The 19,057-nt window shown below is 72.8% G+C and carries 18 protein-coding genes; 1 reads left to right on the top strand and 17 read right to left on the bottom strand.

Annotated features, from left to right (window positions below):
- Positions 1–39: 39 nt before the first annotated feature.
- From rplS to GD748_RS09950, 11 genes are all read right to left on the bottom strand, one after another.
- The gene (rplS, locus tag GD748_RS10000; protein ID WP_152194993.1) at positions 40–396 is read right to left on the bottom strand and encodes a 50S ribosomal protein L19; all 357 of its coding nucleotides are present in this window, start codon (positions 394–396) and stop codon (positions 40–42) included.
- A gap of 179 nt (positions 397–575) precedes the next feature.
- Positions 576–1,961, bottom strand: a complete 1,386-nt coding sequence (gene trmD / locus GD748_RS20325) for a tRNA (guanosine(37)-N1)-methyltransferase TrmD (RefSeq protein ID WP_152194992.1) — start codon at positions 1,959–1,961, stop codon at positions 576–578.
- Between the two features lies 1 nt (position 1,962).
- Positions 1,963–2,517, bottom strand: coding sequence for a ribosome maturation factor RimM (gene rimM, locus GD748_RS09990; protein ID WP_152194991.1), 555 nt, complete (start codon positions 2,515–2,517; stop codon positions 1,963–1,965).
- Positions 2,518–2,612: 95 nt separating this feature from the next.
- Positions 2,613–2,852 (bottom strand): RNA-binding protein, encoded by a 240-nt coding sequence (locus GD748_RS09985; RefSeq protein ID WP_152194990.1) that lies wholly within the window; start codon positions 2,850–2,852, stop codon positions 2,613–2,615.
- Positions 2,853–2,857: 5 nt separating this feature from the next.
- Entirely contained in the window at positions 2,858–3,337 is a 480-nt protein-coding gene (gene rpsP / locus GD748_RS09980) for a 30S ribosomal protein S16 (protein WP_152194989.1), read from the bottom strand.
- 197 nt (positions 3,338–3,534) lie between these two features.
- Complete coding sequence (locus tag GD748_RS09975) at positions 3,535–4,335, bottom strand: ABC transporter permease (RefSeq protein WP_152194988.1); 801 nt, start codon at positions 4,333–4,335, stop codon at positions 3,535–3,537.
- Complete coding sequence (locus GD748_RS09970; protein ID WP_152194987.1) at positions 4,332–5,258, bottom strand: ABC transporter ATP-binding protein; 927 nt, start codon at positions 5,256–5,258, stop codon at positions 4,332–4,334. The genes GD748_RS09975 and GD748_RS09970 overlap by 4 nt, the downstream gene beginning before the upstream one ends.
- Position 5,259: 1 nt before the next feature.
- On the bottom strand, positions 5,260–6,006 hold the full coding sequence (locus GD748_RS09965) for a hypothetical protein (RefSeq protein ID WP_152194986.1): 747 nt from the start codon (positions 6,004–6,006) through the stop codon (positions 5,260–5,262).
- The gene (locus tag GD748_RS09960) at positions 6,003–6,896 is read right to left on the bottom strand and encodes an ATP-binding cassette domain-containing protein (protein ID WP_226921070.1); all 894 of its coding nucleotides are present in this window, start codon (positions 6,894–6,896) and stop codon (positions 6,003–6,005) included. The genes GD748_RS09965 and GD748_RS09960 overlap by 4 nt, the downstream gene beginning before the upstream one ends.
- Positions 6,893–7,264 carry a GntR family transcriptional regulator gene (locus tag GD748_RS09955; protein WP_152194985.1) on the bottom strand — a complete coding sequence of 124 codons (372 nt, stop codon included), beginning with the start codon at positions 7,262–7,264 and terminating at the stop codon, positions 6,893–6,895. The genes GD748_RS09960 and GD748_RS09955 overlap by 4 nt, the downstream gene beginning before the upstream one ends.
- A gap of 282 nt (positions 7,265–7,546) precedes the next feature.
- Positions 7,547–8,641 carry an amidohydrolase family protein gene (locus GD748_RS09950; protein WP_152194984.1) on the bottom strand — a complete coding sequence of 365 codons (1,095 nt, stop codon included), beginning with the start codon at positions 8,639–8,641 and terminating at the stop codon, positions 7,547–7,549.
- Between the two features lie 110 nt (positions 8,642–8,751).
- Here GD748_RS09950 and GD748_RS09945 point away from each other — a divergent pair, with 110 nt between their 5' ends.
- Positions 8,752–9,981, top strand: a complete 1,230-nt coding sequence (locus tag GD748_RS09945) for an IS30 family transposase (protein ID WP_452176684.1) — start codon at positions 8,752–8,754, stop codon at positions 9,979–9,981.
- 300 nt (positions 9,982–10,281) lie between these two features.
- Here the strand turns inward: GD748_RS09945 and ffh are convergent, their stop codons facing one another.
- From ffh to smc, 6 genes are all read right to left on the bottom strand, one after another.
- Positions 10,282–11,847 (bottom strand): signal recognition particle protein, encoded by a 1,566-nt coding sequence (gene ffh, locus GD748_RS09940; RefSeq protein WP_152194982.1) that lies wholly within the window; start codon positions 11,845–11,847, stop codon positions 10,282–10,284.
- A 164-nt stretch (positions 11,848–12,011) separates the two neighbouring features.
- Entirely contained in the window at positions 12,012–12,350 is a 339-nt protein-coding gene (locus GD748_RS09935) for a P-II family nitrogen regulator (protein ID WP_152194981.1), read from the bottom strand.
- Entirely contained in the window at positions 12,347–13,666 is a 1,320-nt protein-coding gene (locus GD748_RS09930; protein ID WP_152194980.1) for an ammonium transporter, read from the bottom strand. Before GD748_RS09930 ends, GD748_RS09935 begins: the two co-directional genes overlap by 4 nt.
- A gap of 165 nt (positions 13,667–13,831) precedes the next feature.
- Entirely contained in the window at positions 13,832–15,001 is a 1,170-nt protein-coding gene (gene ftsY, locus GD748_RS09925) for a signal recognition particle-docking protein FtsY (protein ID WP_226921067.1), read from the bottom strand.
- Between the two features lie 76 nt (positions 15,002–15,077).
- Complete coding sequence (locus tag GD748_RS19900) at positions 15,078–15,377, bottom strand: hypothetical protein (RefSeq protein ID WP_152194979.1); 300 nt, start codon at positions 15,375–15,377, stop codon at positions 15,078–15,080.
- A gap of 78 nt (positions 15,378–15,455) precedes the next feature.
- The gene (gene smc / locus GD748_RS09915) at positions 15,456–19,022 is read right to left on the bottom strand and encodes a chromosome segregation protein SMC (RefSeq protein WP_152194978.1); all 3,567 of its coding nucleotides are present in this window, start codon (positions 19,020–19,022) and stop codon (positions 15,456–15,458) included.
- Positions 19,023–19,057: the final 35 nt, after the last annotated feature.

Genomic DNA, 19,057 nt, shown 5'->3' with positions numbered 1-19,057 from the left:
CGGCACACGGGGTGTGCCGGGCAGCGTGGCGAGATGCGGTCAGCGCGCGGTGTTCTCGCGCTTCTCCTTGATCTTGGCCTTCTTGCCGCGCAGCTCGCGCAGGTAGTACAGCTTTGCCCGGCGGACGTCACCGCGGGTGACGACCTCGACGGAGTCGATCGACGGGGAGTGCACCGGGAAGGTGCGCTCGACGCCGACCCCGAAGCTGACCTTGCGGATCTTGAAGGTCTCGCGCACGCCGGCGCCGGAGCGGGCGATCACCACGCCCTGGAAGACCTGGATGCGGGAACGGGTGCCCTCGACGACCTTGACGTTCACCTTGAGGGTGTCGCCGGCGCGGAAGGCGGGGATGTCGTCGCGCAACGAGGCGACGTCGACGATGTCCAGGGTCTGCATGTGTGATCTCTTCCCGCCCGTGCCACAGGTCACGCGCGACAGTCGGGGCAGCACTCGCTGCCGCTCGTCATCGGGTCTGCTCGGCGTCCTCGGCCGTGTGGACCCCCTGTGGCAGGTCCGACCGGCACTGCTCGAAGGACGCAGGGCCGTCCTAGTCTGCCACAGGCCGCGCGGCCGGGCTAACGGGCGACGGCGTCGACGGCTGTGGTCTGCGGCACGTCGAGCGGCATCGTCATCACGACGTCCTCCTCGAGGCTCTGCCCCACCCGGTATCGGCGCGTGCCGACGACCGTAAAGCCGTTGCGTGCGTAGCTGCGCTGCGCACGGCGGTTGGACCGGTTCGTGCCGAGCCACACCGCGGACAGCGGCCGGTCCTCGACGACCACCCCGGCGGCGGTCGTGGTGGTCTCCCGCACGAGGACGCCGGCCAGGCCGGTGCCCTGGAACGCGGGCAGCAGGTAGCACTTGCTCAGCTCGGCGACGGGACGCTGCGTGACCACGGCGGCCACGTCGTCGGCCTCCGGCGCCTCCGCGACGCTCAGCGGCAGCACGAGGAGGGTGTAGCCGACGAGCCCGGCGGCCGTCTCGGCGACCAGCACCCGGTACCGGCTCGGGTCGGCCAGGTAGGCGGCGAAGTGCTCGGCCCCCAGGTGCGTGGCGATGTGGGCCTCGATGTCCGCCTCGTCCATGTGGGGCGGGCAGGCCAGCGGGAACGTGGCGGCGGCGAGCTCGGCGAGGGCCGCGGCGTCGTCCGGGGTCCCGGGTCGCACCTGCACGCGGGTGGGCGCACCGCCGTCGCCGGCGGGCACGAACCAGCCGTGCGCGGCCAGCGCGGCCCGGTCCGTCCGGTCGAGCCCGGCGGGGTCGAGGGCGGCGACCATGTCCGGGCGCCGCTCGGCCGTGCGGGCCAGCGCCTGCTCGCGGCGCCAGCGCGCGACGTTGCCGTGGTGGCCGGAGGTGAGCACCTCGGGGACCTCGAGCCCGGCCCAGCTCGGCGGCTTGGTGTAGACCGGGTACTCCAGGAGGCCGGCCGTGCCGTGGGACTCCTCGACGAGGGAGGCGGGGTTGCCGATGACGCCGGGCAGCAGCCGGGCGACGGCCTCGACGACGACGAGGGCGGCCACCTCACCGCCGTTGAGCACGTAGTCGCCGAGGGAGAACTCGCGAACCTCGACGTCCCCCCGGGCGCGGTAGTTCTCGGCCACCCGGGCGTCGATGCCCTCGTACCGTCCGCAGGCCAGCACGAGCTGGTCGGCGCCGGCGAGGTCCTCGACCGTCCGCTGGGTCAGCCGCTCCCCCGACGGTGTCGGCACGAGCAGGACCCGCCGGGCCGGTCCCTCGGCCAGCACGTCGTCGACGGCGAGACCCCAGACGTCGGGCCGCATGACCATCCCGGCGCCGCCGCCGAACGGCGTGTCGTCGACGGTGCGGTGGCGGTCGGTCGTCCATTCGCGCAGGTCGTGCACCCGCAGGTCGAGCAGCCCGTCCCGGCGTGCCTTGCCCACCAGCGAGAGGTCCAGTGCCTGGAGGTAGCCCGGGAAGATGGAGACGACGTCGATGCGCATCTCAGGCGTCGCCGTCCGGGCCGTCGAGGTCCTCCTCGTCCACCGGGTCGGCGGCGAAGAGCCCGCGGGGCGGGTCCACGGTGACGGTGCCGGCCCCGGCGTCGACCCCGAGGACGATCGCCTCCACGAACGGCACGCGGGCCTCGTTGCCGTCGGGCTCGGTCACCACGAGCACGTCGTGGGCGGGGAGCTGCTCGAGGTCGGCGACCGTGCCGAGCCCGCGGCCGTCCACGTGGAGCACGCGCAGGCCGACGAGCTCGTGCGCGTACCAGCCCTCGTCGTCGTCGGCGTCGTCCTCGTCGGACTCCACCACGAGCCGGACGCCCTTGAGCGCCTCGGCGGCGGTCCGGTCGCGGGCCTCGCCGAAGATGACGTAGACGGCGCCGTCGGGGGTGACGCGGGCGCGGGCCACGGTCAGCGGCCCGGCGTCGGCCGGCTCGGTCTCGAGGACGTTCCCGACGGCGAGCCGGCGGTCGGGGTCGTCGGTGCGCACGTCGAGGCGCACCTCTCCGCGCAGCCCGTGCGGTGCTCCGATGATGGCGACGGTCAGCAGCACGCCGGCTCCTTGGTGGTCGGTGGGTCTTCTCGGGGTGCCCGGGTGCGAGCAGACCCGGCCCGCACGGGTGCGGGCCGGGTCTGGTTGGGCGTCTCTCAGCGGCGGTCGGTGTCCACCACGTCGACCCGCACGGGGCCGGAGGTGGACAGCGCACCGACGACGGTGCGCAGGGCCCGGGCGGTGCGCCCGGACCTGCCGATGACGCGGCCGAGGTCCTCGGGGTGCACGCGGACCTCCAGCAGCTCCCCGCGGCGCAGGGAACGGGTGGACACGCGCACCTCGTCCGGGTGGTCGACGATGCCGCGCACGAGGTGCTCGAGAGCGTCAGCCAGCACGGGGATCAGGCTTCCTCAGCGGGCGCGGCGGACTGCTCCGCTGCACCCTCGGCCGACTCCTCGGGCTCGGTGGCGGCCGGTGCCTCCTCCTTGGCGGCCTTGGCCTCGGCGGCCCGGGCCTTACGCTTCTCGGCCTCCTCCTCGGCAGCCTTCACGGCGGCGGCCTTGGTCTCGGCCGAGGTCTCCTCGGAGGAGTCCTTGGTGCGCAGGGTGCCCTCGGCACCCGGCAGCCCCTTGTGCTGCTGCCAGTCGCCGGTGACCTTGAGCAGCGCGGCGACCTGCTCGGTGGGCTGCGCGCCCACGGAGAGCCAGTACTGCGCCCGCTCGGAGTCGATGTCGATGAGCGAGGGCTCCTCGGTGGGGTGGTACTTGCCGATCTCCTCGATCGCACGGCCGTCGCGCTTCTTGCGCGAGTCCATGACGACGACGCGGTAGTACGGCGCGTGGATCTTGCCCATGCGCTTGAGACGGATCTTGACTGCCACTAGGTGGTCACTCCTGGTTTCGTGTGGGTGGACCTCGCCCCGACCCCGGTGGGTTTCGGCGTCTCGCTCGGTCGCAGGACACAACCTCGGCCGGAGAGAGGGGCCGGCCGGGCTGAGTACAGCGGGTCATTCTGCCAGATGCGCGCCGCCGGTCCCAACGTGAGCGTCGCCACGCGGGACCGGCGCCGTCCTCGGCGTCAGGACCAGCGGAACAGGCGCGCCGCCAGCGGGAAGGTGACAAGCGTCCACCCTGCCATGACGACCAGCTCGGTGGCCGGGAAGCCGGAGCCGAACCAGGCCTCGGTCAGCGCCTGCGAGGCGGCGCCGAGCGGGGTGTAGGTCGCGACCCGCTCCACGACGTCGGGCATCACCGGACCGGGCGTCCACACACCGGCGAGGAAGAGCATCGGGAAGTAGACGAGCATCCCCAGGCCGGAGGCGTTCGCTCCCTTGGACACCCGGGAGGCGATGATCAGGCCGACGCCGAACATGGCGGCGCCGCCGAGCAGGAACGCGAGCGCGGCGACCGCGACCTGCCGGGGTGCGGGTGTGCCGAACACCGCTGCCGCGGCCGCCAGCGCGAGCAGCCCGGCCACCACGAGGGCGCCGAGGTTGATCACCACGTGCGAGACGAGCACGGCGTGCGGACGCATGGGCGTCGTCCCCAGGCGCCGGAAGATCCCCTGCTCGCGGTAGGTGGCCAGGGCCACCGGCAGCGTGGTCAGCGCCGGGGTCGCGATGGCGACGGCGAGCGCGACCGGGGCGTAGATGTCGACCGGACGAAGCCCGGCGATGGCTGCCGGCACGTCGGTCATGGGGTCGCGCATGCCGGGCAGCACGAGCCCGATCCCCACGAGCAGCAGGGTGGGGAAGATCAGCGCGAAGAAGACGCCGCCAGGCTCGCGCAGGAACAACCTGGCCTCGGTGCCGGTCAGGGTGAGCCACGCGCGGCCGGGCACGGCGGCGCCGCGGCGAGAGCTCGGGGCGATGGTGGTCATGAGACGGTCTCCATGGGTCGGGCTCCGGTGACCTCGACGAAGAGGTCCTCGAGGGTGCGGGACAGGGTGCGGATCTCGTCCGGGACGACGTCCTGGGACGCCAGGGCGAGGATGACGGCCGAGAGCACGCGGGTGTTGCCACGCACCTCGTGCTCGCCGTCGTCCTCCGTGACGGACGAGACCTCGGGCAGGTCGCTGAGGCGGTCGACGACGGCCGGGTCGGTGCCCGCGGGCAGACGCATGCGGAAGGCCCGCTCGTCGGTGGCGGCGACGAGCTCGCGCGGCCGCCCCTCGGCGACGACCCGGCCGCCGTCGATGACGACGAGCCGGTCGCAGAGCCGCTCGGCCTCGTCCATGAAGTGGGTGACGAGGACGATCGTGACCCCGGAGTCCCGGACGCGTTCGATCAGCGCCCAGGTGTCGCGACGGGCCTGCGGGTCGAGGCCGGTGGTCAGCTCGTCGAGGATGGCGACCTGCGGGTTGCCGACCAGCGCGAGCGCGATGGAGAGCCGCTGCTGCTGACCGCCGGAGAGGTCGGCGAAGGCGGTGTCCTTCTTCTCGGTGAGCCCGAGCAGCTCCAGGAGCTCGTCGGTGTCCGCCGGCTCGGCGTAGAACGAGGCGTACAGGTGCATCGCCTCGGCGACCTTCAGCTTGGCCGGCAGCCGGGAGCTCTGCAGCTGAATGCCCAGGCGCTCACGCACGGCGGCGGGGTCGCGCTGGGTGTCCACGCCGAGCACGACGGTGGATCCGCCGTCGGCCTGACGAAGTCCGGCGAGGGCCTCGACGGTTGTCGTCTTGCCGGCGCCGTTCGGGCCGAGGATGCCGAAGATCTCGCCGCGCTCGACGGCGAAGGAGACATCGGCGACGGCGGTCTTCTCGCCGTAGGTCTTGCGCAGGTTGGTGATCTCGATGACGGGGTCCATGTCATGCCTCCACGTGGCGGATCGGGACGTTGCGGACGATCAGGTGATAGGCCGCCGCGGCGGCGGCCAGGACGAGGACGCCCAGCACAGCCGCGACGACTGCCGGGGCGTCGAGGTCACCCAGGGTCCACTGGCCGTCGTCGAGCCCGCCGATCCCGACGAGGAAGATCGGCGCGACGGTCAGCGGCAGGGCGAGCGTCGCCCACCAGCCACCGAGCCGGTAGTAGGCCATCCCCACCAGGAGGCCGCTGAGCTGGCCGGCGGCGAAGGACAGGGCCAACGGGACGACCGTGGCGGCGAACCCGGCGCCGGGGTCGAACTCGGCACCTCCCTCGCCGGCCACCTGGGGCCAGCCCTGGGCGGCGTAGACCACGCCTTCCAGCTCGAGGGCGAGCGCGCCCACCACCGCCCAGACCACAGCGGTGATGAGCCCGACCACCACGGTCGCCGCGACGAAGGACCGGCGGGTGAGCCCGCTCGCGACGTGCAGGCCGATGAGGCCCAGCGCCGCGATGAGGTTGAGCGTGAACCCCAACCACACGCCGGGGTGCCGGATGAACTGGACGACGGAGAGGATGGGCTCGATCCCCCGGGCCTGGACCACGGCGAACGCCCCGAGGGCGACGACGGCGATGACGCCGAACGTCCACAGGGTGACGGTGAGCTGCATGCGCAGCAGCCAGCGGGTGGTGCGCAGCCAGGGTGCGGGCAGCGCGCGGGTGGTGCGGGGCGAGGTCGGGGCAGTCATCGGGAGTCCTTCCCGGTCAGGTGGATGAACAGGTCCTGGAGCGGCACCGGGCCGAGGTCGAGGCCGTGCTCGCCGAGGCTCGTCAGGGCGCCATCGCCGAGGTCGTCGAAGACGGTGACCTGGCGGGTCGGGCCGAGGTCGCGGCTGCCGACGACGCGCAGCCCGTCCGTCGCGGCCGCGACGGTCGTGGCCGGGCCTGTCACGGTGACCCCGCGGGCACGCAGCTCGTCGGTCTCGGCGGCGACGACCACCCGGCCGGCGTCGAGGATCACGACGCGCTCGAGCAGGTGCTCGATCTCGCCGATGAGGTGGCTGGAGAGGAGGACGGTGCGCGGGTGTGCGACGACCTCGGCCAGCAGCTGGTCGTAGAAGAGCTGCCGGGAGGGGGCGTCCATCCCGAGGTAGACCTCGTCGAAGATGGTCAGCGGGGCGCGGGTGGCGAGCCCGATGACCGCGCCCAGGGCCGAGCGCTTGCCTCTCGAGAGGTCGGTGACCGTCTTGCGCAGGTCGAGCTCGAAGAGGTCGGCGAGCTCACCGGCCCGGTCGGCGTCCCAGGTGGGGCGCATCGCGGCGAAGTACTTCAGGTTCGTCGAGACCCGCTCGGTCGGGAGGACGTCTCCGCTCTCCCGCACGATCACGGTGCCGCCCATGACCCGGGCGTTCTCGAACGGCGCCTCGCCGTCCACCAGCACCTCGCCACCGTCGGGCCGGCGGAGCGCCGCGAGGACGGCGAGCAGGGTGGTCTTGCCCGACCCGTTGCGGCCGAGCAGGCCGTAGATGCCGCCGGCGGGCAGCTCGAAGCCGGCACCGTCGAGCGCGGTGGTGCGCTTGAAGCGCACGGTCAGGTCGCGGACCCGGACGTCGAACCCGGCGGAGTGCTGGGTCATCATCGGTCGTTCCTCTTCGTCTGGTTGCGGGTGATGTGCTGGACGAGCTCGTCGGGGGTGATGCCGAGCAGCTCGGCGCGGGCGAGGGCCGGGTCGAGGACCTCGGCGAAGAAGCTCTGGCGGTGCTGGTCGAGGAGCCGATCCCGGGCACCGGTGGCGACGAACATCCCGACCCCCCGCCGCTTGTAGAGCACCCCCTCGTCCACCAGCTCGGCGAACGCCTTGGCGGCGGTGGCCGGGTTGATGCGGTACGTCGTCGCGTACTGGGTGGTCGACATGACCTGTTCCTCCTCCAGCAGGCTTCCCGCGAGGATCTCGCCGCGGATCTGCTGGGCGATCTGCACGTAGATGGGTTCACGCCCTTCGAACACGCCAACCCCTTCCCTGGTTCATTACTCGACTAATGAACCATAGAACCTCGGGCGAGGGCAAGAGTATTTCCGCAGCCGGGTGCAGCGAAGCCGGATGTGGCCCCACTCAGGTCGCTCCGATGGTCGCTATTGCGACCACATCAGCGACCTGGCTGCCGTCGGGACGCCCTCAGCACCGTCTAGGGCGCCGTACGACGGCGGACAGTCGGGTCAGGACGAAGCGCTTCAGTACCGTTGACCGCGCCGGACGACGGCGGACGGTCGCCTGACGTCGGAGTGCCGTCAGTAGCGTCGGCCGCGCAGGACGACGGCGGCCGGTCGCGCCAGGACGGAGACGTCCGTGCGGGGGTCGGCGTCGTAGACGACCACATCGGCGCTCGCGCCCTCCTCGATGCCGGGCACACCGAGGACCTGTCGACCGCGCCAGCTGGCGGCGGCGACGACGTCCGCCGTCGGCACCCCGGCGCGGACCACCTCGGCCAGCTCGGCGGGCAGCGAGCCGTGCCCGATCGTGCCACCGGCGTCGGAGCCCATGAGCAGCGGGACGCCGGCCTCGTGGAAGGCACGGACCTGGGTGTGCCGGCGCGCGTGCATCCGGCGCATCCGTTCGGCGTAGACCGGGTACTTGGTGCCGGCCTGGTCGGCGATGTCGGCGAACCGCCCGACCTGCAGCAGAGTCGGGGTGACCGGGATCCCGCGGCGGGCGGCCTCGGCGATGTGGTCGGCGTCCATGCCGGTGCCGTGCTCGATGCCGTCGATGCCGGCGTCGAGCAACGGGTCGATCGCCTCGTGGGCGAAGGTGTGCGCGGTGACCCGTGCGCCGTTGTCGTGCGCGGCGGCGATCGCGTCGGCCAGGACGTCTGCCGGCCACAGCGGCGCGAGGTCCGCGTCGGCGCCGGCGCTGCGGTCGATCCAGTCGGCGACGATCTTGACCCAGCCGTCGCCGAACCTCGCCTGCTCGGCCACCGCCTCCGGCAGCCGGTGGACGTCGTCGAGCTCGAGGCCGTAGTGGCGCAGGTAGCGCTTCGGTCTGGCGAGGTGGTGCCCGGCCCGGACGAGACGGGGCATGTCGACCCGGTCCTGCACCCAGCGGTTGTCCATCGGCGAGCCGGCGTCACGCACGAGGAGCGTGCCGGCGTCGCGGTCCGCCTTGCCCTGCAGCAGGGCGTCCTCGACGGTCACCGCGCCGTCGGCACCGAGACCGATGTGGCAGTGCACGTCCACGAGCCCGGGCAGCACAAAGCCGGTGATGGTGGTCGCGTGCTCGGCGCCGGCGGGGCGCCGGAGAGCGATCCGGCCGTCGGCGACCCACGCCTCGGGAAGCTCAGTGTGGTCGTCGACCACCACGGTTCCGGTCAGGTGCAGCAGGTCGCCCATAGCGCACAGGTTCTCACGGGCCACCGCGGCCCGAACTTGACCGTCGATGTGGTCGTCATAGCGACTCGTCTTCAGGGGCGGGACGCAACACCGGTGGTGAGGAGGGTGTTGTGGCCGTGGTTCGTGGGAAACGGGGAAGGCGTGGGCTGACCAGGCAGACGCGTCGTGAGTTCTGGCGTCAGGTTCGTGCCAGTGGGCATTGGCGGCCAGCGGCCGAAGCGGTGGGCGTGTCGCGTGAGACTGGACGGCTGTGGTTTAACGAGGCTGGCGGCATGTCACCGATGACTCTGGATGAACCCGCCGGCCGGTATCTGTCGTTGGCTGAACGAGAGGAGATCTCGCGCGGGCTGGCGGCCGGGAAGTCACTACGCGTGATCGCCCGAGAACTCGCACGAGCGCCATCGACGATCAGCCGAGAGATCCGCCGTCACAGCGGTGTGCGCGGAAATCCACGCCAGTATCGGGCGGTCACGGCACAAGGACGGGCCGAGAGTGCCTCCAGGGCTGCGCATGCCCGTCTATGCCGGATCGCGACCAACCCCGCGCTGCAGGAGTACATCCAGGACAAGCTGAAGCTGCGGTGGAGCCCGGAGCAGATCAGTTCCCGGCTACGGATCGACTTCCCCGACGATGGGTTGATGCGAGCCAGCCACGAGACGATCTACCAGGCGCTCTACGTCCAGGGCCGCGGCGCCCTGCGACGCGAGCTGACGACATGCCTGCGTACCGGTAGGGCGCTGCGCAAACCACGCCGAGGTCACAAGGAAGTCCCCAGCGGCGGGCGCGGGCGCATCCCCGACATGGTGACGATCTCCGAACGTCCCGCCGAGGCCGAGGACCGTGCGGTCCCGGGGCACTGGGAGGGAGATCTGATCATGGGCCAGCACAACAAGTCAGCGATCGGGACCCTGGTGGAGCGTTCAACCCGGTTCGTGATGCTGATGCATCTGCCTGGCGGACACAACGCTGAGAACATGCAGGCCGCGATCGCGGCGACCATCGGCACCCTTCCTGCGGCGCTGCGCCGCTCGCTGACCTGGGACCAGGGCACCGAGATGAAGTCCCACCGTCAGATCACCATCGCCCAGGACCTACCGATCTACTTCTGCGATCCCCACTCGCCATGGCAGCGCGGCAGCAACGAAAACACCAACGGCTTGCTGCGTCAGTACTACCCCAAGGGCACCGACCTGTCTGTCCATGACATCGAGAACCTCACCGCCGTCGCCGCCGAGCTCAACGAACGACCCCGCAAGACCCTCGGCTGGCGCACACCGGCACAAGCACTCCAAGCGCTACTCTCCGATCTCGACGATGATCCCGTTGCGTCCCGCCCCTGAATCCGCCCCACCACCTCGGCAGGGAAGTTGCTCTGGGCGGTCGCCGGCCACGGCCGGACCCGGGCGGCCGCCGGCCACGGCCGGACCCGGGCGGCCGCCGGCAGCGGCCGCGGCCCGAACTTGACCGTCGATGTGGTCGTCATAGCGACCACATCGGCAGGGAAGTTTCTCTGCGGCAGGGAGATCAGGATCGACGGCTCCGTGCGACCGAGCAGGCGGTCCGACCGAGCAGGCGGTCCGACCGAGCAGGCGGTCCGACCGAGCAGTCGGCAGCGGGCGCACCACGAGGGCCGCTGCCGATCAGCGCAGGTACTTCTGCAGCTCCTCGAGGTCGGGCATCGCGTCCTCCTGCTGCTTCGGTGCGCCGAGCCCGAACGCCGAACCGGCCGGCGCGGCCGGCTGCTGCGCGGCGCGCTGGGCGGCCTCACGCTCCTGCTGCGCGCGCTTCGCGGGGTTGCCGGACTTGCCCTTCTTGCCCTTCTTGGGCGGCGGGGCCATGCGGCCCTTCGACTTCTTGCCGCCGCCGGGCATCATGCCCATGCCGGGCACACCGCCCTTGCCGCCGGAGCGGGCCATCTGGCGCATCATCGTCTTGGCCTGGTCGAAGCGCTCCATGAGCGAGTTGACCTCGGTGACGGTGGTGCCGGAGCCGCGGGCGATGCGCTGGCGCCGCGAGCCGTTGAGGATCCTCGGGTCGACCCGCTCCGCGGGGGTCATCGAGTGCACGATCGCCTCGACCCGGTCGACCTCGCGCTCGTCGAAGTTCTCGAGCTGCTCGCGCATCTGGCCCATGCCCGGCAGCATGCCGAGCATCTTCTTCATCGAGCCCATCTTCTTCAGCTGCTGGAGCTGGCCGAGGAAGTCCTGGAGGGTGAAGTCGCCCTCGCCGGAGATCTTCGCGGCCATCTCCTCGGCCTGGGCGGCGTCGAAGGTGCGCTCGGCCTGCTCGATGAGCGTGAGGATGTCGCCCATGTCGAGGATGCGCGAGGCCATCCGGTCGGCGTGGAAGCGCTCGAAGTCGGTGAGCTTCTCACCGGTGGAGGCGAACATAACCGGCTTGCCGGTGACCCCGCGCACGGACAGCGCCGCACCACCGCGGGCGTCGCCGTCGAGCTTGGTCAGGACGACGCCGGAGAAGCCCACGCCCTCGGCGAAGGCGTTGGCGGTAGTGACGGCGTCCTGGCCGATCATGGCGTCGAGGACGAAGAGGATCTCGTCGGGGCTGACGGCGTCGCGGATGTCCGCGGCCTGCTGCATCATCTCCGCGTCGACGCCCAGCCGTCCGGCGGTGTCGACGACGACCACGGAGTACTGCTTGTCGTGGGCGTGCTGGATGCCGGAGCGCGCGACGCCGACCGGGTCGCCCACGCCGTTGCCCGGCTCCGGCGCCCAGACCGGGACACCGGCGCGCTCGCCGACCACCTGCAGCTGCGTCACCGCGTTGGGGCGCTGCAGGTCGGCGGCGACCAGCAGCGGGGTGTGGCCCTGGTCGCGCAGCCAGCGCCCCAGCTTGCCGGCGAGCGTCGTCTTGCCGGCGCCCTGCAGGCCGGCGAGCATGATGACTGTGGGCGGGTTCTTCGCGAACCGGAGGTCGCGCGCCTCGCCGCCGAGGATCTCGACGAGCTCGGCGTTGACGATCTTGATGACCTGCTGGCCCGGGTTCAGCGCGGCGGAGACCTCGGCCGACTTCGCCCGCTCACGCACGTTGGCCGCGAAGGCGCGGACCACGGGCAGCGCGACGTCCGCCTCGAGCAGGGCGCGGCGGATCTCCGAGACGGTCGCGTCGATGTCGGCCTCGGAGAGCCGACCCTTGCCGCGGAGCTGCTTGAAGGAGGCTGTGAGCCGGTCGGACAGGTTGGCGAACAAGGCGTACCTCTGGTCGTCGGACGGTGCGGGCTGAGGATCAGGGTAACGCCAGCAGCGCCGTCACCCCGTCGCCGGGGCGCCTACGGACGCGGCCCGGGCCAACTCCCCCGGCAGGGGCAGCCGGACCGGGCCAGTGGTGCGTCGCGCCTCGGTGGAGGCGCGCGTCACAGGGCGTCGTGCCCGCGCTCTCCGGTGCGGACCCGGATGACGTCGTCGACCGGCACCGTCCACACCTTGCCGTCGCCGATGCGCCCCGAGTGGGTGGCGCCCACGACGGCGTCGACCACCGCGGCCACGTCCTCGTCGCCCACGACGATCTCGATCCGGATCTTCGGCACCAGCTCGATGGTGTACTCCGCGCCGCGGTAGACCTCCGTGTGCCCGTGCTGGCGGCCGTACCCGTTCGCCTCGGACACGGTCATGCCGTGCACCCCGGTGGCCTCGACGGCCTTCTTCACGTCGTCGAGCCGGTGCGGCTGAACGATTGCTGTCACGAGCTTCATGCCTTTGCCTCCGTCGTGGACCGTACCGCGGGTGCTTCGGCACCTGCGGCCGTTTCCGTGCTGAACCGACCTGCCCCGAGCGCCTCGTAGGCGCTCTCCCCGTGCTCGGACCTGTCGATGCCGGCGACCTCGACGTCCTCGCTCACCCGCCACCCCATCACGGCCCTGAGCACGAGACCAATGATGGCGGTGATGGCGCCCGCGTACACCATCGCCACGACGGCGATGATGATCTGCACGACGAGCTGGTCGGCGCCGCCGCCGTAGAGCAGCCCGGTGTCGGTCGCGAGGAAGCCGATACCGACGGTGCCGACGAGCCCGCCGACGAGGTGGACGCCGACGACGTCGAGGGAGTCGTCGTAGCCCAGCCGGAACTTCAGCCCGACGGCGAGCGCGCAGAGCCAGCCGGCGACCGCACCGAGGACGACGGCGCCCAGCGGGCTGAGGGTCCCCGCGGCCGGGGTGATGGCGACGAGCCCGGCGACGATGCCCGAGGCGGCACCCAGGGAGGTGGCGCGGCCGTCGCGGATCTTCTCCGTGGCGAGCCAGCCGAGGACGGCCGCCGCGGCCGCGGTGGTGGTGTTGACCCATGCCAGGCCGGCGAGACCGTCGGCGGTGAAGGCGGACCCGGCGTTGAAGCCGAACCAGCCGAACCACAGCAGCGCGGCGCCGAGCATCGTCAGCGGGAGGCTGTGGGGCTTCATCGGGACCGTCCCGAACCCGTGGCGCCGGCCGACGACCAGCGCGAGCACCAGGGCGGCGACACCGGCGTTGATGTGCACGACGGTGCCGCCGGCGAAGTCGATCGGCGCCGCGATGCCTCCGAAGGGGCCGTCGGCGCTGAGGAGCCCACCGCCCCACACCATGTGCGCCATCGGGAAGTAGGACATCGTCACCCACAGGGCGACGAAGACCATCCACGTAGAGAACCGGGTGCGGTCGGCGATCGCGCCGGAGATCAGCGCGGTCGTGATGATGGCGAACGTGACCTGGAAGGCGATGCCGACCACCGCCGGGACGCCGTAGTCGTCGACGAGGAAACTCCCGTCCGCGCCGTAGACCGCGCCGGCGAGACCGAGGTGGTCCAGCGGGTTGCCGAACAGCCCGCCCACGCTCGTGCCGTAGGACATCGACCAGCCCCACAGCACGTAGACGACGGCGATGACGGCCATGGCACCGAAGGACATCAGCATCATGTTGAGCACGGACTTCGAGCGGGTCATGCCGCCGTAGAACAGCGCCAGCCCGGGTGTCATGAGCAGCACGAGCGACGCCGACATCAGCATCCAGGCGGTCGCTCCGGTGTCGAGTTCCATGGGTTCCTCCCTCGCCGGCACCCTCGGCCGGCCCAGGTCCCCACGGTCCTGCGCACGCGTTTCAGGAACCGACCCGCAGTGTTTCCGCCGTGTGACAGATCTGCGGCCGGTGTGACGATCGTGTTGCGAGCGCCGCCTCGTCCCACCGTCTGGGACGGCGCCAGGTCAGGACAGGAGCGCGTCCACGAACTCCTCGGGCACGAACGGCGCGAGGTCGTCCGGCCCCTCGCCGAGCCCGACGAACTTCACCGGGACGCCGAGCTCGCGCTGGACGGCGACGACGATGCCGCCCTTCGCGGTCCCGTCGAGCTTCGTCAGCACGATGCCGGTGACGTCGACGACCTCGGCGAAGACCTGCGCCTGGCGCATGCCGTTCTGGCCGGTGGTCGCGTCGAGGACCAGCAGGACCTCGCGGACGGGCGCCTCGCGGGACATCACCCGCTTGATCTTGCCGAGCTCGTCCATCAGCCCGGCCTTGTTCTGCAGCCGGCCCGCGGTGTCGACCATGACGACGTCCGCGCCGACCTCGCGTCCGTGCTTCACGGCGTCGAAGGCGACCGCGGCCGGGTCGGCCCCCTCGCGCTCGGAGCGGACCACGGTGACGCCGACCCGCGAGCCCCAGGTGCTGAGCTGGTCCGCGGCGGCGGCGCGGAAGGTGTCGGCCGCCCCGAGGACGACGTCGTGGTCATCGGCGACGAGCACGCGGGCGAGCTTGCCGACCGTCGTCGTCTTGCCCGTGCCGTTGACGCCGACGACGAGCACGGTGGCCGGGTGCGGCTGACCGTCGTCGCCGAGCGACGGCTCGAGGTGGAGGGTGCGGTCCATGGTCGGGTCGACCAGCTTGAGCAGCTCGGCGCGCAGCACGCCGCGCACCGCCTGGGCGTCGGTGGTACCGAGCACCTTCGTCTCGGTGCGCAGGTGGTCCATCAGCTCGGTGGTGGGCCCGATGCCGACGTCGGCGAGCAGGAGGGTCTCCTCGATCTCCTCCCAGTCCTCCTCCTTGAGGTCGCCGCGGGAGAGGATGGACAGGATCGTCTGGCCGATGGTCCCCGAGCGCGCCAGGCGGGCGCGCAGGCGCTGCATGCGCCCGGCGACCGGCTCCGGCCGTTCCAGCGTGGGGGCGGGCGGAGCCTGCGGAGCCTCTTCCAGGGCGACGGCGGTCGCGCCCTCGGCGGGCGGCTGGTCGACGTCGTAAGGGCTGATGTCCACCGGCGGCAGGGTCGCCGACGGGCCGCGGTTGCGACGGCGGCCGGTGGTGAGGGCTACGGCACCGACGATGGCCGCCACGACGATGAGCGCGCCGACGGCGATGAGGATCCAGATCAGGTCAGTCACGGGCTCATTCTGGCCCACGCGGGCACGTGGGGGCGAGCGCCCGCCCCGCACCGTGCGACGTGGGCGGAGCCGCTTCTCAGCGGCGGGCGGCCCCGCGGACGTGCTCCAGACGCGCCACCAGCTCCTCCGGCCGGGTGTAGGCCGGCTCGTCGACCGGCTCCCCCAGGCTGAAGAGGTCCTCGACGGGCGTGTCGCGCACGTCCGAGCGACGCACCCGCAGGTTCTCGCCGCTGAGCTCGTCGGAGCGCCAGGCATCGAGCGACCCGCGCAGCCAGGCCGCCCAGCCGCCCTCCGGACGGCGTTCCGCGACGAGCATGAGCAGCACGACGAGCGCGCACAGCGCGGCGAGCAGCGCTCCGATCAAGGCTCCGGTCATGTTTCCAGTATCACCGCAGCAGCTCGCGCGCGGCACCCCCTGGGGACCGACGGCGCGGCGTCGGGGCGGTGAGGTTGCTCACGCGGCGGGCTCGGGCTCCTTCTCGAGCCGCTGGGAGATGACGGTGGTCACGCCGTCGCCGCGCATGGTCACCCCGTACAGCGCGTCGGCGACCTCCATCGTCCGCTTCTGGTGGGTGATGACGATCAGCTGGGAGGAGGCGCGCAGCTCGGTGAAGATCTCCAGCAGGCGGCCGAGGTTGACGTCGTCGAGGGCGGCCTCGACCTCGTCCATGACGTAGAACGGGCTGGGCCGGGCCTTGAAGATGGCGACCAGCAGGGCCACGGCCGTCAGGGAGCGCTCTCCGCCGGACAGCAGCGAGAGCCGCTTGACCTTCTTGCCGGCGGGGCGCGCCTCGATCTCGATGCCGGTGGTGAGCATGTCGTCGGGGTCGGTGAGCACGAGCCGGCCCTCGCCGCCGGGGAACAGCCGTGGGAAGACGTCCTCGAACTGCCGGGCGGTGTCGGCGAACGCCTGGGAGAAGACCTGCTCGACACGCTCGTCGACCTCCCGCACGATCTCGAGGAGGTCGGCGCGGGACTTCTTGAGGTCGGCGAGCTGGTCCGTGAGGAACTTGTGGCGCTCGGCGAGCGCCGCGTGCTCCTCCAGGGCCAACGGGTTGACCTTGCCCAGGCGGGCGAGGTCGCGCTCGGCGGCGCGGAGCCGCTTCTCCTGCTCCTCGCGCACGTACGGGCGCGGGGGCGCAGGCTCCTCGCCGTCGGGCACCGGGGCGGTGGGCGGCACGTCCCGGTCGGGGCCGAACTCCTCGACGAGCACCTGCGGGTCGAGGCCGAGCTCGGCGACGGCCCGCTCCTCCAGCTGGGTGATGCGTAGCCGCTGCTCGGCGCGCGCGACCTCGTCGCGGTGCGCGACGTCGGTCAGTGCGGCGAGCCGGTCGCCGATCTCCTCGAGCTCGGTGCGCACGGCGGCGATGGCATGCTCGCGCTCGCCGCGCTCGGCCTCGGCCTGCTCGCGCTCGGCGGCCGCGGCGGCCACCGACCGGTCGATGGCGGCGGTGGCGCGGGCGGCGCCGTCGCGGACCTCGGCTGCCGCGGCGGCCTGGGCCGCCCGACGCGCCTCGCGCTCGGCGGCGCGGCGGCGGGCGGTGCGCTCCTCCTCGGCCGCGGCGGCCAGGGACGCGCCCCGGCCGGCGAGCGCCTTGGCCCGCTCCTCGAGCGTGCGCAGCGCGAGCCGCGCGTCGGTCTCGGCGGTGCGGGCGGCGCGGGCGACCTCGGTGGCCCCGTCGCGGGCGGTGGTGGCGCCGGTGAGGTCGTCCTCCGCCTGCGCGGGCTCGCGCTGGGCGATCTCGAGACGTTCCGAGAGCGCCGCGAGCTCTGCGGTGTGCTCGCCGATCTCGCTCTCGGCACGCTCCATCGCGGGCCGGGCCCGCTCGGCCTCGGCCTGGGCGCCACGCAGCGTGGAGCCGAGCCGCCCGAGCTGCTCCGCCACCGCGGCCAGGCGCGCGTCGGAGGAGTGCAGGTCGTCCAGGGTGGCTCGGGCGCGCGCCTGGGCCACCTCGACACGCTCGCGGGCGGGGCCCAGCGCGAAGCGCGTCTGCTCCTGGCGGGCGGCCGCGGCCTCGACCTCACGGACCGCCTCCTCGTGGGCGGCGTGGAGCTCCAGCACGCTCGGGGCGCTGGGCGCACCGCCGTGGGCGGCGACGGCGGAGAGGACGTCGCCCGCCCGGGTGACGGCGGTCAGGGCCGGGTCGGCACCGACCGCGGCGCGCGCCTCGGCGAGATCCTCGACGACGACCACCCCGGCCAGCAGCCGGGCCACGCTCGGGCGCAGGGCGTCGTCGGTGGTGGTGACGAGGTCGGTCGCCCAGCGGGCACCGGCGGGCGGCTGTCCGGCCGGACCGTCGGCACCGGGTGCACCGGTCAGCACCAGGCGCACCTGGCCCGCGTCGCTCTCGCGGACCTGGCGCACGGCGTCGACCGCGACGTCCACGGACTCCACGACTGCTGCGTCGGCGGCAGGCCCGAGGGCCGCCGCGACGGCGTTCTCCCAGCCGGGCTCGACGGCGATCCGGTCCGGGACCGGCCCGAGCAGGCCCGGCAGCCCGGACTCGAGGAGCGCCCCGGTGCCGTCCTTGCGGCGCAGCGACAGCTCGAGGGTGTCGCGCCGGGCGGCCCAGGTGGCGCGGTCGGCCTCGGCGGCACGCTCGGCGTCGACGAGCTCGGCAACTTGCGTCTCTGCCGTCTCGAGCTCGACGGTCGCGGCCTCGTGGGCCTCGTCGAGCCCCTCCTCGCCCTCCTCGGCGCCGGCGACCTGCTGCTCGAGGGCGGTGAACTCGGCCTGGGCGGTGCGGCCGCGCTCCTCGGCGGCCGTCAGGGACTCGCGCAGCCGGCCGAGCTCGGCCTCGGCCGCCTCGAGCCGGGACCGGCGGGCGCCGACCTGCCCGGTGAGCCGGGCCAGCCCCTCGCGGCGGTCGGCGACGCCGCGGTGCACGGCGGCCAGCGCCCGCTCCGCCTCGCGCTCGGCCTCCTCGGCCTGCGTGCGTCCGGCCACCGCCCCCTCGAGGCGGGTGCGCGCCGCGTCGAGCTCGGACTGCAGCGCCGCCTCCTGCTCGCGCACGGCGGCGGCCTGGGCCTCGAGCTCCTCCGGCTCCGTGCCCCCGGACCGCTCGGCGGCAGGTGTGCCGAGCAGGCGGCACCGCTCGGCGGCGACGTTCCCGAGGGAGCGCAGCCGCTCCCTCAGCCCGGAGAGCTGGTACCAGACGTCGGTGGCCTGCCCGAGCCGGGGCGCCGCCGCGGCGGCCGCCTGCTCCAGGGCGGTCAGCCGCGCACGGGCCTCCTCCTGTGCCGCCTCGACGGCCTCGCGCTTCTGCCGCAGCGCTGTCTCGTCGGCGACCTCCTGCGCCAGCGTCGCGCTGAGCTGCACCAGGTCGTCGGCGAGCAGCCGGGCGCGGGCGTCGCGCAGGTCGGCCTGGACCACCTGGGCGCGGCGGGCGACGTCGGCCTGGCGCGCCAGCGGCCCGAGCTGGCGGCGGATCTCGGTGGAGAGGTCGTTCACGCGCGCGAGGTTGGCGGCCATGGCCTCGAGCTTGCGCAGCGCCTTCTCCTTGCGGCGGCGGTGCTTGAGGACGCCGGCGGCCTCCTCGATGAAGCCGCGGCGGTCCTCGGCGCTGGCCTGCAGCACGGAGTCGAGCCGGCCCTGCCCCACGATGACGTGCATCTCCCGGCCCATGCCGGTGTCGGAGAGCAGCTCCTGGATGTCGAGCAGCCGGCACGGGGTGCCGTTGATCGCGTACTCCGACCCGCCGGAGCGGAACAGCGTCCGCGAGATCGTGACCTCGGTGTACTCGATCGGCAGCAGGCCGTCGGTGTTGTCGATGGTGAGGGAGACCTCGGCGCGCCCGAGCGGCGCCCGGGAGGACGTGCCCGCGAAGATGACGTCGGACATGGAGCCGCCGCGCAGCGTCTTGGCGCCCTGCTCGCCCATCACCCAGGACAGGGCGTCGACGACGTTGGACTTGCCCGAGCCGTTGGGGCCGACCACGCAGGTGATGCCCGGCTCGAGGTGCAGCGTCGTCGCGGACGCGAAGGACTTGAACCCTCGCAGCGTCAACGTCTTCAGGTGCACGCAGGGCAGCCTATTGCCATCGGTGGTGTGGTGCG

The sequence above is a fragment of the Georgenia subflava genome (genome assembly GCF_009193155.1).
GTDB classification, from domain to species: Bacteria; Actinomycetota; Actinomycetes; order Actinomycetales; family Actinomycetaceae; genus Georgenia; species Georgenia subflava.
This window is presented reverse-complemented; position numbering and strand designations above follow the sequence as displayed.

Excerpts from the sequence above, each read along its gene's own strand:
- rplS (WP_152194993.1), bottom strand. The coding sequence starts at position 396 with ATGCAGACCCTGGACATCGTCGACGTCGCCTCGTTGCGCGACGACATC.
- trmD (WP_152194992.1), bottom strand. The coding sequence starts at position 1,961 with ATGCGCATCGACGTCGTCTCCATCTTCCCGGGCTACCTCCAGGCACTG.
- GD748_RS09975 (WP_152194988.1), bottom strand. The coding sequence starts at position 4,335 with ATGACCACCATCGCCCCGAGCTCTCGCCGCGGCGCCGCCGTGCCCGGC.
- GD748_RS09970 (WP_152194987.1), bottom strand. The coding sequence starts at position 5,258 with ATGGACCCCGTCATCGAGATCACCAACCTGCGCAAGACCTACGGCGAG.
- GD748_RS09965 (WP_152194986.1), bottom strand. The coding sequence starts at position 6,006 with ATGACTGCCCCGACCTCGCCCCGCACCACCCGCGCGCTGCCCGCACCC.
- GD748_RS09960 (WP_226921070.1), bottom strand. The coding sequence starts at position 6,896 with ATGATGACCCAGCACTCCGCCGGGTTCGACGTCCGGGTCCGCGACCTG.
- GD748_RS09950 (WP_152194984.1), bottom strand. The coding sequence starts at position 8,641 with ATGGGCGACCTGCTGCACCTGACCGGAACCGTGGTGGTCGACGACCAC.
- GD748_RS09935 (WP_152194981.1), bottom strand. The coding sequence starts at position 12,350 with ATGAAGCTCGTGACAGCAATCGTTCAGCCGCACCGGCTCGACGACGTG.
- GD748_RS09930 (WP_152194980.1), bottom strand. The coding sequence starts at position 13,666 with ATGGAACTCGACACCGGAGCGACCGCCTGGATGCTGATGTCGGCGTCG.
- GD748_RS19900 (WP_152194979.1), bottom strand. The coding sequence starts at position 15,377 with ATGACCGGAGCCTTGATCGGAGCGCTGCTCGCCGCGCTGTGCGCGCTC.